Annotated in this window: 17 protein-coding genes and 1 riboswitch; of the genes, 3 read left to right on the top strand and 14 right to left on the bottom strand. The window is 43.9% G+C overall.

Annotated elements, in window-relative coordinates; genetic code table 11:
* Positions 1 to 83 precede the first annotated feature (83 nt).
* The 13 genes from ACN0QW_RS18910 to ACN0QW_RS18850 all read right to left on the bottom strand — a co-directional run bounded on the left by ACN0QW_RS18910 (position 84) and on the right by ACN0QW_RS18850 (position 10,587).
* Entirely contained in the window at positions 84 to 1,289 is a 1,206-nt protein-coding gene (locus ACN0QW_RS18910; protein WP_417433763.1) for an MFS transporter, read from the bottom strand.
* Between the two features lie 93 nt (positions 1,290 to 1,382).
* Positions 1,383 to 1,835: a hypothetical protein gene (locus tag ACN0QW_RS18905; RefSeq protein ID WP_417433761.1), complete on the bottom strand. Its 453-nt coding sequence runs from the start codon at positions 1,833 to 1,835 to the stop codon at positions 1,383 to 1,385.
* 93 nt (positions 1,836 to 1,928) lie between these two features.
* Positions 1,929 to 2,915 carry a thiamine-phosphate kinase gene (gene thiL, locus ACN0QW_RS18900; protein WP_417433759.1) on the bottom strand — a complete coding sequence of 329 codons (987 nt, stop codon included), beginning with the start codon at positions 2,913 to 2,915 and terminating at the stop codon, positions 1,929 to 1,931.
* 24 nt (positions 2,916 to 2,939) lie between these two features.
* Positions 2,940 to 3,416, bottom strand: coding sequence for a transcription antitermination factor NusB (gene nusB / locus ACN0QW_RS18895; RefSeq protein WP_417433757.1), 477 nt, complete (start codon positions 3,414 to 3,416; stop codon positions 2,940 to 2,942).
* A gap of 12 nt (positions 3,417 to 3,428) precedes the next feature.
* Positions 3,429 to 3,875, bottom strand: coding sequence for a 6,7-dimethyl-8-ribityllumazine synthase (gene ribH / locus ACN0QW_RS18890; RefSeq protein ID WP_299377273.1), 447 nt, complete (start codon positions 3,873 to 3,875; stop codon positions 3,429 to 3,431).
* A gap of 53 nt (positions 3,876 to 3,928) precedes the next feature.
* Positions 3,929 to 5,071: a 3,4-dihydroxy-2-butanone-4-phosphate synthase gene (ribB, locus tag ACN0QW_RS18885; protein WP_417433755.1), complete on the bottom strand. Its 1,143-nt coding sequence runs from the start codon at positions 5,069 to 5,071 to the stop codon at positions 3,929 to 3,931.
* On the bottom strand, positions 5,064 to 5,678 hold the full coding sequence (locus ACN0QW_RS18880) for a riboflavin synthase (RefSeq protein WP_417433753.1): 615 nt from the start codon (positions 5,676 to 5,678) through the stop codon (positions 5,064 to 5,066). The genes ribB and ACN0QW_RS18880 overlap by 8 nt, the downstream gene beginning before the upstream one ends.
* Before the next feature lie 34 nt (positions 5,679 to 5,712).
* Positions 5,713 to 6,828 (bottom strand): bifunctional diaminohydroxyphosphoribosylaminopyrimidine deaminase/5-amino-6-(5-phosphoribosylamino)uracil reductase RibD, encoded by a 1,116-nt coding sequence (ribD, locus tag ACN0QW_RS18875; protein WP_299377267.1) that lies wholly within the window; start codon positions 6,826 to 6,828, stop codon positions 5,713 to 5,715.
* Positions 6,829 to 6,885: 57 nt separating this feature from the next.
* Entirely contained in the window at positions 6,886 to 7,371 is a 486-nt protein-coding gene (gene nrdR, locus ACN0QW_RS18870; protein WP_299377265.1) for a transcriptional regulator NrdR, read from the bottom strand.
* A 70-nt stretch (positions 7,372 to 7,441) separates the two neighbouring features.
* Positions 7,442 to 8,734 (bottom strand): serine hydroxymethyltransferase, encoded by a 1,293-nt coding sequence (gene glyA / locus ACN0QW_RS18865; RefSeq protein ID WP_299377263.1) that lies wholly within the window; start codon positions 8,732 to 8,734, stop codon positions 7,442 to 7,444.
* Between the two features lie 30 nt (positions 8,735 to 8,764).
* Entirely contained in the window at positions 8,765 to 9,199 is a 435-nt protein-coding gene (rpiB, locus tag ACN0QW_RS18860) for a ribose 5-phosphate isomerase B (RefSeq protein WP_417433750.1), read from the bottom strand.
* Between the two features lie 571 nt (positions 9,200 to 9,770).
* Positions 9,771 to 10,013, bottom strand: a complete 243-nt coding sequence (locus ACN0QW_RS18855; protein WP_417433748.1) for a DUF6898 family protein — start codon at positions 10,011 to 10,013, stop codon at positions 9,771 to 9,773.
* 109 nt (positions 10,014 to 10,122) lie between these two features.
* Positions 10,123 to 10,587 carry a MarR family winged helix-turn-helix transcriptional regulator gene (locus tag ACN0QW_RS18850; RefSeq protein WP_299377257.1) on the bottom strand — a complete coding sequence of 155 codons (465 nt, stop codon included), beginning with the start codon at positions 10,585 to 10,587 and terminating at the stop codon, positions 10,123 to 10,125.
* Between the two features lie 201 nt (positions 10,588 to 10,788).
* Positions 10,789 to 10,862, top strand: a riboswitch (SAM riboswitch).
* A gap of 91 nt (positions 10,863 to 10,953) precedes the next feature.
* Between ACN0QW_RS18850 and ACN0QW_RS18845 the strand changes: the two genes are divergently transcribed.
* A complete protein-coding gene (locus ACN0QW_RS18845; protein ID WP_417433746.1) occupies positions 10,954 to 12,252 on the top strand; it encodes an O-acetylhomoserine aminocarboxypropyltransferase/cysteine synthase family protein in 1,299 nt (432 codons plus the stop codon).
* A 75-nt stretch (positions 12,253 to 12,327) separates the two neighbouring features.
* Here ACN0QW_RS18845 and ACN0QW_RS18840 read toward each other — a convergent pair whose 3' ends face one another.
* Complete coding sequence (locus ACN0QW_RS18840) at positions 12,328 to 12,672, bottom strand: 5'-nucleotidase C-terminal domain-containing protein (protein ID WP_417433744.1); 345 nt, start codon at positions 12,670 to 12,672, stop codon at positions 12,328 to 12,330.
* 217 nt (positions 12,673 to 12,889) lie between these two features.
* On the opposite strand from ACN0QW_RS18840, the gene hemB reads away from it, so the two are divergent.
* Complete coding sequence (gene hemB, locus ACN0QW_RS18835) at positions 12,890 to 13,882, top strand: porphobilinogen synthase (RefSeq protein ID WP_417433742.1); 993 nt, start codon at positions 12,890 to 12,892, stop codon at positions 13,880 to 13,882.
* A 235-nt stretch (positions 13,883 to 14,117) separates the two neighbouring features.
* Positions 14,118 to 14,753 carry a peroxiredoxin gene (locus ACN0QW_RS18830; RefSeq protein WP_299376579.1) on the top strand — a complete coding sequence of 212 codons (636 nt, stop codon included), beginning with the start codon at positions 14,118 to 14,120 and terminating at the stop codon, positions 14,751 to 14,753.
* The last annotated feature ends 15 nt before the right edge of the window (positions 14,754 to 14,768 follow it).

The following is a 14,768-nucleotide window of genomic DNA, read 5'->3' as shown; positions in this document are numbered from 1 at the left end:
CTAAAACTCCCTAAGTTGGGAGTTATGAATCACAAAAAGTCAGGCACAGCAAGATATGGAATTGGGTTCACACCCTAATTCAACTAGATTACTTTCGGTGAAGACAATCTACGCCTTAACGGGTGTCGATATATCAAATGGACAGCAATAAAAATTCCCACTGGAATGAATGCCAGGGTGTTAACGGCTGTCCAGCCGAATTTATCAAAAACAAAACCAGAGCTGAAGGCTGTTGTTGCGACAACCCCGAAAACTAAAAGCTCGTTAAAGGCTTGAACTTTGGCTTTTTCCTCTGGCCTGTATGATTCCGTTAGCATGGCACTGCCCCCGACATAAAGAAAATTCCAACCAAGGCCTAACGTAACCAGTCCAAACCAAAAATTTTCGATCTCTATGCCAGTCAAATTGATGGCCGCGGCCATTGCGATTAGAGAAACCCCAGCTATCTGGACCCTGATTAGTCCAAACCGATTGATGATTGATCCTGTGAAAAAAGATGGCGCATACATACCAAATACGTGCCATTGGATAACAAAGGCGGCTGCATCAAAGGGGTGGGCACAGGCAATCATCGCTGCTGGTGTTATGCTCATGATTAGATTCATACATGCATAGCTAACAATACCGCTAAGTACAGCGACAAAGAAAACGGGTTGTCGGGCTATTTCTAAAATAGACCTACCACTTGATTTTAGCTCATGTACTGCGAGTTTGGGGATGTTCAAAAACTGTACGATCAATAATGTTACGAAACAAAGACCCGTGATCGCATAAAAGCTTCCTACAAATAATATTGGGCCAAAATACTCTAGATCTTTTGACCATTTTGCCAATTCAGGCCCTGCAAAAGCGGATATAACGCCGCCTGCCATAACGAGGGAAATAGCTTTGTTTTTAAAAACTTCTGTAGCGGTATCTGCAGCCGCGAAGCGGTAATAAGCGACCGTTGATGTGAAAGCCCCAAAAAGAAATGAGCTTAAACAAAAAAGCTCAAAGTTATTATCCAGAACGGCTTGAGCAGAGAAAAAACCTGATAGAGCACCGCAAATAGCCCCAAGACTAAAGCCTGCACGACGTCCGTAATGTTTCATAAAATATGAAATGGGTAATGCACATATCATCATGCTTAAAAACTGGAGTGATAAAGGCAGTGTTCCATAAGACTTATCGTCGGCGAGCGTCGTTCCAACAAGAGCGCTCATGGAAATAAGCATAGAGCTACAGCTCATTCCTAGTGCCTGGCAAATGGCAAGAAAAATGACGTTGGATTTTGTAGGGTCGTTCGGCATGTATGGGTATCTCTACTTGATTGTAAGCTACCATACACAGGACTAGTATCTAATTCCAAGGGGAATTAGTTTTGTGATAATGAATTGTTAAATCTAACTGTTTGAGGGTTTTGTAATACCTTCAATAAGAAGCTCAACATCACGTACAGCCCCCTTGCCCATAACTTTATCAGCAACATCGATCAGACGTTTTGTGATTTTATCGTTCACATACCCATCTTGAGTGAAGTATCTGTAATAATACAAAGAATGAAGTTCTGTCATAAAGTCGTTTTGTAGTCGAATTTGCCAGCGTTCAGCATTAATAAGGTCAGGACCTTCTGCGACTTCTATCGTAATTTTTACTGTGACATGGTGCGTCACAACACCTTCTTTTATCAAGTGAATTACGGTTGGCGGAAATTCGAGAAATGCAGAAGGGATTTCAGGAATTTCTTCGACAACTTCTTCTTCACTATCTGGTGCTTTCAAAAAAAACCACCACCCGGCAAATCCACCGCCCCCAAGCAGCAAGATTATTGCAATGAGTATGATAATTTTTTTCATTTAACCACCAGAGTGAAATGTCTTTAGATGTAATAGTAATAATAAGGTTTAGTTTAAATTAAACAAAGGGTATTCACTCAAATGAATTAAATACTAAAAATGTTTCCAACCATATTCGCTGACAGGCATGCTCTTATTATCTTTATCTAATAACAAGACACCTCGCCCTCTAGTCAAAACGCCTATTCGTGTAACTGGAATATTTAACTTTTCTGATAATTCAATAACTTTGCCTTTGTTGCTATGTGATGCTGTGAACAATAGTTCGTAATCATCACCGCCTGAAGCCGCCAGATGAATTTCAGGATCTGTGATATCTTGAAACATATCTCTAAAGGGATTAGACAAAGGTATTTTTGAGGCGGTTATGCTGGCCTGAAGGTGTGAACCGTCAGCAATGTGTTTAACATCGGCAAGAAGTCCATCGGATACATCAAGGGCCGTTTTACTGATATCTTGTTCTAACAAGGCAATGCCCAAAGAGGTTCTCGGTTGGGGAACTCTATATCTGTCTATTAAAAAAGATTTTGCCGCAGAATTTTTTGTATTGATCTCCCCTTTAAGGAGCTTCAAACCAGCAGCAGAATCTCCAATAGTGCCACTTACCCAGATATCATCTCCCTCTTTAGCAGTCGTTCGGTGTAAGCATTTACCGCGCGGGACAGAACCAAAACAAGTAAGAGAAATCGTCAATGGCCCGGGCGTTGAAACGGTGTCGCCGCCAATCAGGTGGCATCCAAAAATTTTCTGATCGTCTGCTAGACCCTGAGTGAACGATCTCACCCAATCACTTGCAAGTGATGCACTGTAGGAGATTGAAAGTGTGTAACCTTTTGGTTTAGCCCCCATGGCAGCTAAGTCAGAAAGGTTTACCCGTAGAGCTTTGCGCGCGATACCTTCGGCAGGATCAGTTGATAAAAAATGGACACTCTCGACAAGAGTATCCATTGTAACAACGGTAGACCGATCAGGATTTTCACTAATCAGTGCAGCATCATTTGTAAGGTTATAGGCTTCGGGATAACCAGCAGTAAGCGGTGCAAAATAGCTTTTGATTAGATCAAATTCTGTTTTGTCCACCTGGAAAGTCCTGTTGGAATTGTATTAAAATTCGTCTTTGCGCAGGCTGTGTGCAAGACGATCCAAAACACCGTTTACCATGGCTGTTTCTTTATCACCAAGAAACGCATGAGCGACATCAACATATTCAGAAATAATCACTTTTGCGGGCGTTTCTGCACGTTGTTGAATTTCATAAGCGCCAGCAACCATCACCAATCTTAACAATGGGTCCAACCTGTGGATGGGCCACGACTTATCCAGAACAGAGACCAGCATATCATCAAGAAGTTCCCGTTCCTGACAGATACCTTTGTATAGTTCAATAAATAGCTTCTGGTCCATGGCAGCAATGTTCAGTCCGTCGACTTCTTCATCTCTACGCATGTTCAGGAACTCATCCAAGACAGTCTTGGAACTACCTTGGTTGAACTCTATCTGGAAAAGCGCTTGTATCAAGGCAAGGCGAGCCATACTTTTTTTCAGGCTTGCAGTTGGCGCTTTAGAATTGTCCTCAGTCACGGTCATAATTCCTTATGCAACACCGTACTGGCGTTTTAATGCGATCATATCAAGGCAAGCCCGTGTTACTGCGCCGCCTTTGTTTTTTTCAGTAGCTCTTGCCCGTGCCCAAGCTTGTGCTTCGTTTTCAACGGTCAATACACCATAGCCAATTGCCATATTGCTATCAACGGCCAGATCCTGAAGCTTTCTTGCGCTTTCCACACAAACATAATCGTAATGGCTTGTTTCGCCGCGAATAACACAACCAAGTGCAACATATCCATCAAACTGACGACCATCTTTGCGCAAGGATGCAAATTTAATTGCAGCAGGCAGTTCAAAAGCACCTGCAACGGCAACAACTTCGTAACTGCAGCCGTCTTTTTCAAGTTCAGCAATAGCCGCACTTTTCATCTCATCAGCAATAGCGCTATAGAAACGTGCTTCAACAATCAGAACGTGGGGTTTGTCAGTCATTCTTTGCTACCTAATAAATCCATACTGTCTGGCGCCTAATCCAATTCGATAGATTAGGTCGTCTCAACTATTGGACGCTGTTCAACTACAGAAAGCCCGTATCCGTCAAGCCCAACGATGTTTTTCTCTGCATTTGTGAGAAGAATCATCTTTTGAACACCAAGATCAAGTAAAATTTGAGCTCCGACACCATAATCTCTTAGATCATGGTTGATTTCGACGGGCTCTCCAAGTCTTGTTTTAATTGCGTCAGAAAGACTTCTTGGGGATGGTTCTCTGATAAGGACAATAACGCCGCGTCCTTCTTGATCGATCATTTTCATCGAATTATGAAGATCGTCTGCTTTTCCGCTCTGGGTGTCTATTAAAACATCATCAAGGATATTTAAAGCATGCATTCTAACAAGCAAGGGGGCACCCGTCGAAATATCACCTTTCCATAAGGCAATGTGCTCGGCGTAAGTTGTGTTGTTGACATAGACTGCCAAATTGAATTCGCCAGCAATTTTTGAATGCAATTTATCTTCGAGTGTTTTTTCTATTAAGTGATCATTTTTCCGTCGATATGCGATCAAATCTGCAATAGTTGCGATTTTGAGTTTATGTGTTTGTGCAAATTCTATGAGGTCATCACGACGCGCCATTGTGCCGTCATCATTCATAATTTCACAAATCACGCCAGAAGGGTTTAAACCTGCCAAACGAGAAATATCAACAGCAGCCTCGGTATGCCCTGTTCTGACGAGAACACCACCGTCCCTGGCCACAAGAGGGAAAACGTGCCCCGGTGTTACAATGTCATCAGGGGATGCTGAGGGATCTGTAGCTACAGAAATAGTCCGGGCTCTATCCGGTGCCGAAATACCAGTTGTAACGCCCTCTTTGGCTTCGATAGACACGGTAAAAGCAGTTTCATGCCTGGTGCCGTTTTTTTGCGCCATAAGCGTCAGGCCAAGCTCTTCTACACGTTCATTACAAAGGGCCAGACAGATGAGGCCTCTGCCGTATTTGGCCATAAAATTGATGGCTTCCGGGGTGGCCATTTGCGCTGGAATAACGAGATCGCCCTCGTTTTCGCGATTTTCATCATCGACCAGAATAAACATATGGCCATTTCTTGCTTCTTCGATGATCTCCTCTGGTGGAGACAGGATATCACTAAAAGATTTTGCGCCATTAGAAGACGAATTAGCCATTGTTTTGCCTTTCCAGTAGCTGTCCAACGTAGCGGGCGAGTAGATCAATCTCTAGATTAACCTTACAATCCCCGACTTTAAAGCTTCCGACCTGCCATTGACCTAGAGTTGTCATCTCTGCGGTGTGAGGAATGATATTTACGCCGAACTGGTTTCCGTTAACTTCGTTGACGGTCAGAGATACACCATCCAGAACGATTGAGCCTTTTGGCGCAATAAATTTTGCAACTTGTTCTGGCGCTTCAAAAGTAAACCGTTTGGAATCGCCATCGGGAACAATGCTGACAACAGATGCAACGCCATCAACATGCCCAGAAACCAGATGACCACCAAGTTCATCGCCCATACGCAACGCCCGTTCAAAGTTCACTGGTGTCCCCTTGGTCCATATCTCTAAAGTAGTTTTTGACAGTGTTTCGGCCGAAACATCAGCGCTAAACCACCCCTGCCCTTTCTCGACAACGGTCAGGCAAACGCCCGAACAAGCAATCGAAGCACCTATATCGACCGTGTCCATATCAAAGGCAGTATTAAATACGAAGCGTTTGTCGCCGTTATTCAAGATTGATTGAACAGATCCAAGGTCTGTTATGATACCCGTAAACATCTAAATGCCTTTTCTTATGCATTTGATAGCAAAATTAAAAATCACGTCGATAACTTTCGACCATATCTTCACCCAGCTTGGCAACATTGGATAATGTGAACTTTGGTGCCAAGGATAGTTCCTCTAACCCAAAACCTGTTGTTACCCCCAAACCATCGCCCCCAATTATCTTTGAGGCGCGAAACCAGATGATACGATCAATAAGATCCGCTTTGAAAAGTGATCCGATTATATGGCTTCCACCTTCGACCAGAAGTCTTGTAACGCCTTGTGCTCCAAGCTCTTTCAAGACTGCGATCGGGCTGATGTATCCATCTTTATCTTTATCAATGAGGCAAACTCTTACGCCGGCATCTCTATACGCACTCAAACGCGACGTATCGTTTTCTCGAAAAGTCATCAGTATCGTTTCATGCTCTTTTGCTCTTGTGACAAGATCATGCGTCAAAGGCAACCTGAGCCTGCCATCCATAACAACACGTTTGGGAGACTGATGCGTCAGGCCTGGTATCCTAACATCCAGCCGAGGATTATCTATAACCGCAGTTCCACTACCGACAAGAATGGCATCGTTTCGTACTCTGAGCATATGTCCTGCCCGGCGAGCAGCTTCGCCAGTAACCCATTTACTTTGCCCGGACTTTGTTGCGATACGACCATCCAATGTGGTTGCAACCTTTAGAGTAACAAGGGGGCGTCCGTGTCGAATTTTTGTGAAAAATCCAGCGTTTAATTCCTCTGCCTCGTGTTGTCGTACGCCGACTTCAACCTCAATCCCCGCATCCTTTAAAGCTTGTAAACCTCGCCCTTGGACGCGTGTATCGCTATCTTCCATAGCAACAACACAACGGCTTATTCCCGCAGCGATCAAAGCATCACAGCAAGGTGGTGTTTTTCCGTGGTGGGAACAGGGTTCAAGGGTCACATAGGCTGTTGCCCCTTGAGATGACATTCCTGCTTCGTCTAAAGCAACGGGTTCAGCGTGCGGCCGACCGCCGGGTTGTGTTCGTCCTCTACCAACAACCCGTCCATCCTTGACAATGATACATCCCACGGATGGGTTGGGGCTGGTCGTACCTAATCCCCGCGCGGCCAGAGACAAGGCGGCATCCATATGTTGGAGATCAACATCATGCTGTTCTGCGGACATCACACGTTTCTATAACTGTTTGAGACGATATTTTGTAATTCAGATAAAGTGAAAAAGCTATTGATCGGTCGGGTCTCGGCCTAAAATATCGAGGTCGTCGCCTAGTTTACCAACGAACTCTTCAAAATCTCTTACTTCTTTGAAATCTCTGTAAACAGACGCAAATCTGACATAACCAACTTGATCAAGTGTTGCCAACGCATCCATGACGAGTTCGCCAATTAGATCTGTCGCAATCTCGCTTTCACCAGATGATTCTAGGCGACGAACGATGCCACTGACAACGCGCTCAACACGGTCTCTGTCAACATCACGTTTTTGGAGGGCAATATTCATTGACCGAGCGATTTTTTCCCGATCAAAGGGTTCGCGCTGTCCATTCCCTTTTACAACGATCAGCTCACGTAACTGAACGCGTTCAAATGTTGTAAATCGGGCACCACAGCTTGCACACTGACGGCGCCTGCGGATCGCTGTGTGATCTTCTGTTGGTCTCGAGTCTTTGACTTGAGTATCTTCACTACTGCAAAACGGGCAGCGCATATTCCCTCACAGTTTCCCCCTAAGGGGATCCGAGTTATGACGATTTGGAAATCATAACCCGGATAAAACCTTAGATTTCCAAATCTTGGTAGATTGGGAATTCACGGCAAAGTGCTTCGACTTCGCTGCGAACTTCCGCTTCGATTTTGGAGTTATCTTCGCGGTTTGCAGCAAGTCCATCAAGAACTTTAGTGATAAGTTCACCAATTTTCTTGAATTCAGCGTCTTTAAAGCCACGTGTTGTACCTGCCGGCGTCCCCAAACGGATACCGGAAGTTACCATTGGCTTTTCTGGATCGAACGGAATGCCGTTTTTATTACAGGTCAAACCGGCACGGTCTAGGCTTTCTTCTGCAATGTTACCTGTCAGGCCTTTTGGTCGTAGGTCAACCAGCATCAGGTGGGTATCTGTACCGCCTGTTGTAATCGCAAAACCGTTTTCAACAAGTGTTGCTGCAAGTGTTTTTGCATTGCTGACAACTTGTTTCGCATAAATTTTGAAATCAGGATCCAGCGCTTCTTTCAATGCAACAGCTTTGGATGCGATACAATGCATCAACGGACCACCCTGAAGACCAGGGAATGCAGCGGAATTGATTTTCTTTCCGATATCGAGATCGTTTGAAAGAACCATACCGCCACGACCAGCACGTAGTGTCTTATGTGTTGTTGTCGTCACAACATGTGCGTGTTCCATAGGGCTTGGGTGAATGCCTGCGGCAACCAAACCTGCAAAGTGTGCCATGTCAACGTGTAGGTAAGCCCCTACTTCGTCGGCAATTGCACGGAACTTTGCAAAATCAAGTACGCGCGGATATGCGGAGCCACCAGCAATAATCAGCTTTGGTTTGTGTTCAACAGCCAGATCACGAATTTCATCATAATTCAGCTGGTGTGTTTCTTTATCCACACCGTAACTAACAGCATTGAACCATTTACCGGAAAGGTTCGGGCGTGATCCGTGGGTCAGGTGACCACCTGAAGCCAGATCAAGCCCCATAATTGTATCGCCAGGCTTAATCAACGCGAGAGTTACGCACTGGTTTGCCTGCGCGCCAGAGTGAGGCTGTACGTTAACATATGCACAGTCGAAAAGTTCTTTGGCACGGTTGATTGCTAATTCTTCGACAATGTCAACGTATTCACAACCACCGTAATAACGACGATTTGGATAACCTTCGGCATATTTGTTTGTTAGAACAGTTCCCAGTGCCTGCATCGTAGACAAAGAAACGATATTTTCAGATGCGATTAGTTCAATCTGATTTTGTTGACGTGCCAATTCTTTGTTAATTGCATCAGCAATTTCAGGATCAGTCTGCGCCAAAGGTGCATTAAAGAAGGTGGTTGTATCTAAGCTCATGACAACTTCACTCTCTGGTAAAGGTGATTATTATCCAAGTTTTTCGATGCGACCTTGATGGCGCCCACCGGCAAACTCAGTGTTCAAAAAGGTTTTAAGGCAAGCTTTTGCGACCTCAATACCGGTTGTTCTGGCCCCTAGAACCAGAACGTTGGCATCGTTATGCTCACGCGATAAACGAGCCAATGTTTCGTCGTGACAAAGAGCTGCACGAATACCTGCATGTCGATTGGCGGCAATGGAAATGCCGATACCTGAACCACAGACAAGAATACCTGTTTGTGCATCACCATTTATAATCGCTTTTGCTAATGCAGAACCAAAGTCCGGATAGTCAACACGATCCGGGCCGTTTGTGCCCAGATCAAGCACTTCAAAACCAAGGGCTTCGACGTCCTTTTTTAACAAGTCCTTTAGTTCATAACCCGCATGGTCAGCAGCCAAGGCAATGGTAGTTTTGCTCATTTGTCCGTACTTTTTTTGTTTTCCCAATAAAGCGAATGGATCACATAGCACACCTGTTGTGTTCTCGAAAGACAATGACAGGTTAAAGATCTCATCCATAATTGATTTTTGTTTAGTTTAATCATTATGAAATGAGTTCTTATATGCTCCCAGAATTAAGGCTTATCTTTTTCGCTTTATCAGGCCTTTAAACAGGTTAAAGGTTATAATGTGATTCTTTTGTCTCACGCTAGACAATTTACGTACATTTCATAGAACATCTGCGGCATTATTGTACCAAGACAACTTATTGGCATAACGTATTAAACGATTTGCTTTTATTCTTAGGCTGCTATCTCTTTGAATTTACTCTCATAAACCAGAATGAAAGATATGTATAAAATATATTGAGAGAAAATAAGTATTTGAATTTTCTCATTTTTTTAAAACCTGATAAAAATTATGCGCTATTATGTCGCAGGTAAAAGAAGATTTATCTGGGGCTCCAGAAGCACAAAATACATTTGATTCCATTTTTTTCTTATTTGTTGTCGTCATGAAAATTTGATTTTAAGAACTTAGTTTCTCAATTTTAAACGATAATTCCGCCTCTATGGTCTTTTACCGTTTTTTGCTGAACAGATTTATCTGTCCTTTTTTTATTCAAAACATAGTTTAGCTTTTTTATGACGATTTGTTTTAGCTTTTGCTCTGTTTCTTTGGGGTCACCAACAATTGATACTTCGGTCATGGTAGCTTCGTGAAAGGCACTTACCTTTACGTAAGAACCCATTCTTGAAAACTCTATTATAATTCCCTGATCAGCTGTACTCATCAAACCAAACCAACAATAAAAAAGGTCTCTGTATTAACAGAGACCTTAAAAGTAACAGAAATAGTATCCTTTTCAAAGATACTACATGTAACTCGTTATTCGATTATGCCTATGGGTTTACACCGCCACCCATTGGCATCGGTGAAGACCAGAATAGCTGAAGGCGATGAAGCGTGGCCGTCGTCACTTTTAAATCTTCGTCCGTAACTACACCGCCACTTATTTGTTCAGCATGGGCATCAAAAAGGGTGGAAATAGAATTGAAAATCTCTAGCCCGGTATCGGAAGCCCGTACATGAAATGATCTGCGGTCATGTGGCGAGCGTTCTTGAATGAGGTAACCGTTTTCGACCATTTTCTTAACATTATAAGAAACGTTCGATCCTAAATAATACCCACGATGGGTCAGTTCCCCGACAGAAAGTTCTTCTGCCCCTATGTTATAGAGGATCAGAGCTTGAATATTATTCAGGTCCCGAATGCCGCGGCGATCTAATTCAGCCTTCACCACCTCCAAACACTGGCGGTGCAGGCGTTCAACCAAAGATATTGTTTGCAGATAAGCAGCCTTCACGATGTCCTCACAATAACCATAAACTTTAATGAAATTTGATGGTATTTTATGCAATAGGCGTTAACGGCGGATTAACCGGAATCTATTTTATAAAGAAAATATATATAAAATCATTGATCCAAAAGAGTATTTTCCATTTTTACTATGTAATTAAAAGTAATTCTTTCTTGCTCTGGTTGTCTTATAAACGTAGGGTACATGATATTAATTAGCGCTGATTTGGAGCTCAGCTTGCGGGCGCTTAAAAAATGCAGCTAAATCGAGGGGAAACCCATCTGAATTAAGATTACGCATTTTTTCTGCCCTTTCTGTGCATCCTGATCAAAAGTCCCTATGTTTAGGGAAATAAAACTAACGGGTGATGCAATGACAATCGATACAAAAAATCCGGAGACTTTGGTTCTTCATTCTGGCTACAGAAGTGATCCACAAACAGGTGCTGTTGCGGTACCTATCTATCAGACAACATCTTTTCAGTTTGATAGCGCTGAACATGCCGCCAATCTTTTTGCTCTGAAAGAGTTTGGGAACATCTATACACGCATCATGAACCCAACCACGGCAGTTCTAGAAGAACGTATTACAGCCTTGGAAGGTGGTGCTGCATCACTTGCGGTCAGTTCTGGTCAGGCCGCAAGTACATTGGCTATTCAAAACGTTGCCAAAGCTGGTGATAACATTGTCAGCTCTACTGAACTCTATGGCGGCACATATAACCTTTTTGCAAATACACTACCGAATATGGGCATTGAAGTTCGGTTTGTTGATCCGACTGATCCTGAAAATTTCCGCCGTGCAACAGATGAAAACACCAAAGCCTATTACGCAGAGACACTTCCCAACCCACGTTTGCGTGTTTTCCCCATAAAAGAAGTTGCTGACATAGGTAATGAAATTGGTGTGCCCCTAATTATGGACAATACGGCGGCACCAATTCTTTGTCGCCCGATTGAACATGGTGCTCATGTGGTTGTCTATTCCACGACGAAGTATATCGGTGGCCACGGAACGTCTATTGGTGGCATGATTGTTGACGGTGGTAATTTCGATTGGGAAGCCAATGCAGATAGGTTCCCGCTTTTGACCCAACCTGATCCCAGCTATCATGGGGCGGTTTGGACAGAGGCTGTTAAACCGCTTGGGCCTATCGCCTACATCATTCGCGCCCGTGTTGTTCTGCTTCGCGATCTTGGTTCAGCTATGTCACCAATGAACGCTTTCCAGTTTATCCAAGGAATGGAAACACTTCCGCTGCGTATGCGCGAACACTGTAAAAACGCAACGGCTGTTGCTGAATTCCTAAGCAAACACTCATCTGTTGAGACGGTTATCCATCCTAGTCAGGCGAGTGGTACAGAACGTGATCGGGCAGATAGATACCTGAAAGGCGGTCATGGTGCCCTCCTCGGCTTTGAGCTTAAAGGTGGTAAAGAAGCTGGCCGCAAGTTTATTGATAGCCTGAAAATGTTTTACCACGTTGCTAATATTGGGGATGCCCGCAGCCTTGCGATCCATCCGGCGACGACAACACATTCACAGCTCACAGCCGAAGAACAGGGCCTTGCCGGTATTTCTGAAAGTTATGTGCGTTTGTCTATTGGGATTGAGCATATCGACGATATCCTCGCAGACCTGAGCCAAGCGCTAGAGGCTTCTGGCAACTAGTTTGCTAAGATCTTTACGTTATAAAAAGGGAGCATCTAGTACAGACGCTCCCTTTTTTAGTTTCTATATCAGTCTTTATTCTAAAGAGATCTGATATTTACCAAAACCATCTTTGCCTTCACCGACGTAGCTGATGATGTTTTTGCTACTCAAAATACCTTTTGCAGCAGGAGTTGTTTCAAAGGTGACATTTACCGCCTCTTTGATTGGTGCAAAGCCCCAGTTCTTATCAGCGCTGGGGTCAATTTTCTTTTGATCAAAGATGTAGTTTGCCAAAACGGTTCTATTTTCATCAGGCGCCTGAACAATGACTGTTGAGCCGTCCAAAGCAGGGAAGCTCCCGCCACCATGGGCACGATAGTTATTGGTTGCCACAACAAACTGAGCATCCATATCCAATGGCTTACCCTGATAGGTCATATCAATGATGTGAAGTTTTTTTTAGGATATAAAAGTTACAGCATCAAAAGCCTTTGTGGGCAATGCCTACGGTTATTCTGATTTATCTTTGAGAATTAGTTTCTTGATTTTTAAGGGTTTGCGACGATCTGCCCTATCGATCTTCAAGCCGAATACTTGCAATTTCGAGAGCTTCGGTAGAAGGTAGCAAAAAACGAATCTCATCAGGAGAAAACAATTGAATAAGACCTTTAGGCAGGATCTTGTCGTTAGACCGCGCCGTATTCGTACGGATGACTGGACGCGCCGTATGGTTGCTGAAAACCGTCTATCTGTTGATGACTTTATCTGGCCTGTGTTTCTTCAAGAAGACAACGGCACCACGGATGTACCGTCAATGCCGGGCGTTAAAAGATACGGCCCCGATTGTTTGATTGATGCCATTGCCGATGCTGTAGAGCTGGGCATTCCGGCTATTGCGCTTTTCCCCTATAACAACCCTGCGACAAAAACAGAAGATTGTCGCGAGGCATATAACCCAGACAATCTGATCTGTCAGGCAACAAGATCAATCCGAAAGCATTATCAGGAAATCGCTTTGATTGGTGATGTTGCCCTAGATCCTTATAACTCATTGGGGCATGATGGTATTGTTAAGGACGGCGTTATTCTAAATGACGAGTCCGTTGAAATTCTGTGTCGTCAGGCTTTGGTTCAGGCCGAAGCCGGATGTGATTATGTCGGACCGTCGGACATGATGGACGGCCGTATCGGGGCCATCCGCGATACATTGGATGACGCAGGCTATACCTATACAAAGATCATGTCTTACAGCGCCAAGTATGCCAGTGGTTTTTATGGCCCCTTCCGAGATGCCGTCGGCGCAAAGGGTTCTTTAAAAGGCGATAAAAAGACCTATCAAATGGACCCTGCCAACAGCGAAGAAGCCTTACGACTTGTTGAAAATGACCTTCAACAAGGGGCAGATATGGTTATGGTCAAGCCTGGTATTGCCTATCTGGATATTATTCAGCGTATTAAAGATACCTTTGGTGTGCCAACCATGGCCTATCAAGTCAGCGGTGAATACGCGATGATCAAGGCTGCATCTGCCAACGGCTGGCTTGATCATGATGCGGTTATGATGGAAAGCCTAATGGCCTTTAAACGGGCCGGAACCGATGCGGTCCTGACGTATTTCGCACTGGATGCTGCCCGGCTACTTAAATAACAGGGTACACGATAAATTTGATGAAAGGCCTGATTTTTGGATTAGGTCTTTTTCTTTTGATGTGCGGCACGTTTCTTATAAAAATATTGTTTTTTAATGGGTTGGATATTTACTACCAATCACTATATTTTCAGGGTAAGATCACTTTTCTTTTCTGAGAACTTTTTCAAGTTTTCATACTTTTCTCGAAAGCGGATTTCTTTCCGCTCCTTATGACACCTCAATGGAGGCTGCAATGACTTTACGTCTCGGCGATACAGCACCTGATTTCTCACAAGATTCTACCGAAGGTACAATCAATTTTTATGACTTTGTTGGCGATAGCTGGGCTGTTCTTTTTTCTCACCCAAAAGATTTTACACCTGTTTGTACAACAGAACTTGGCTACGTTGGAAAGCTCAAGCCAGAGTTTGACAAACGTAATGTAAAGGTTCTTGGCCTAAGTGTTGACCCGCTTTCTGATCACACACAATGGGTTGGCGATATCGAAGAAACTCAGGGTCATCAGTTTAACTTCCCGCTTTTGGCTGATGCGGATCGCAAAGTGTCTAATCTTTACGACATGATCCACCCAAATGCGAACGACACACTGACTGTTCGTTCTGTTTTCGTTATTGATCCGTCTAAAAAAGTACGTTTGATCATTACCTACCCGGCTAGCACCGGACGTAACTTTGATGAAATCCTGCGTGTTATCGACTCATTGCAGTTGACCGATGGTTACAAAGTAGCAACGCCAGTTAACTGGAAAGACGGTGATGATGTGATCATCGTTCCAGCCCTGAGCGACGAAGATGCGAAAGAACGTTTCCCGAAAGGTTGGGTGGCACACAAACCTTATCTGCGTGTAACACCACAGCCAAATAAATAAGCACAAAATTTTATG

This window comes from Kiloniella sp. (assembly GCF_048259265.1).
Taxonomy (GTDB): domain Bacteria; phylum Pseudomonadota; class Alphaproteobacteria; order Kiloniellales; family Kiloniellaceae; genus Kiloniella.
Note: the sequence above shows the minus strand (reverse complement) of the source record. Positions and strands in the feature narration are given on the sequence as shown.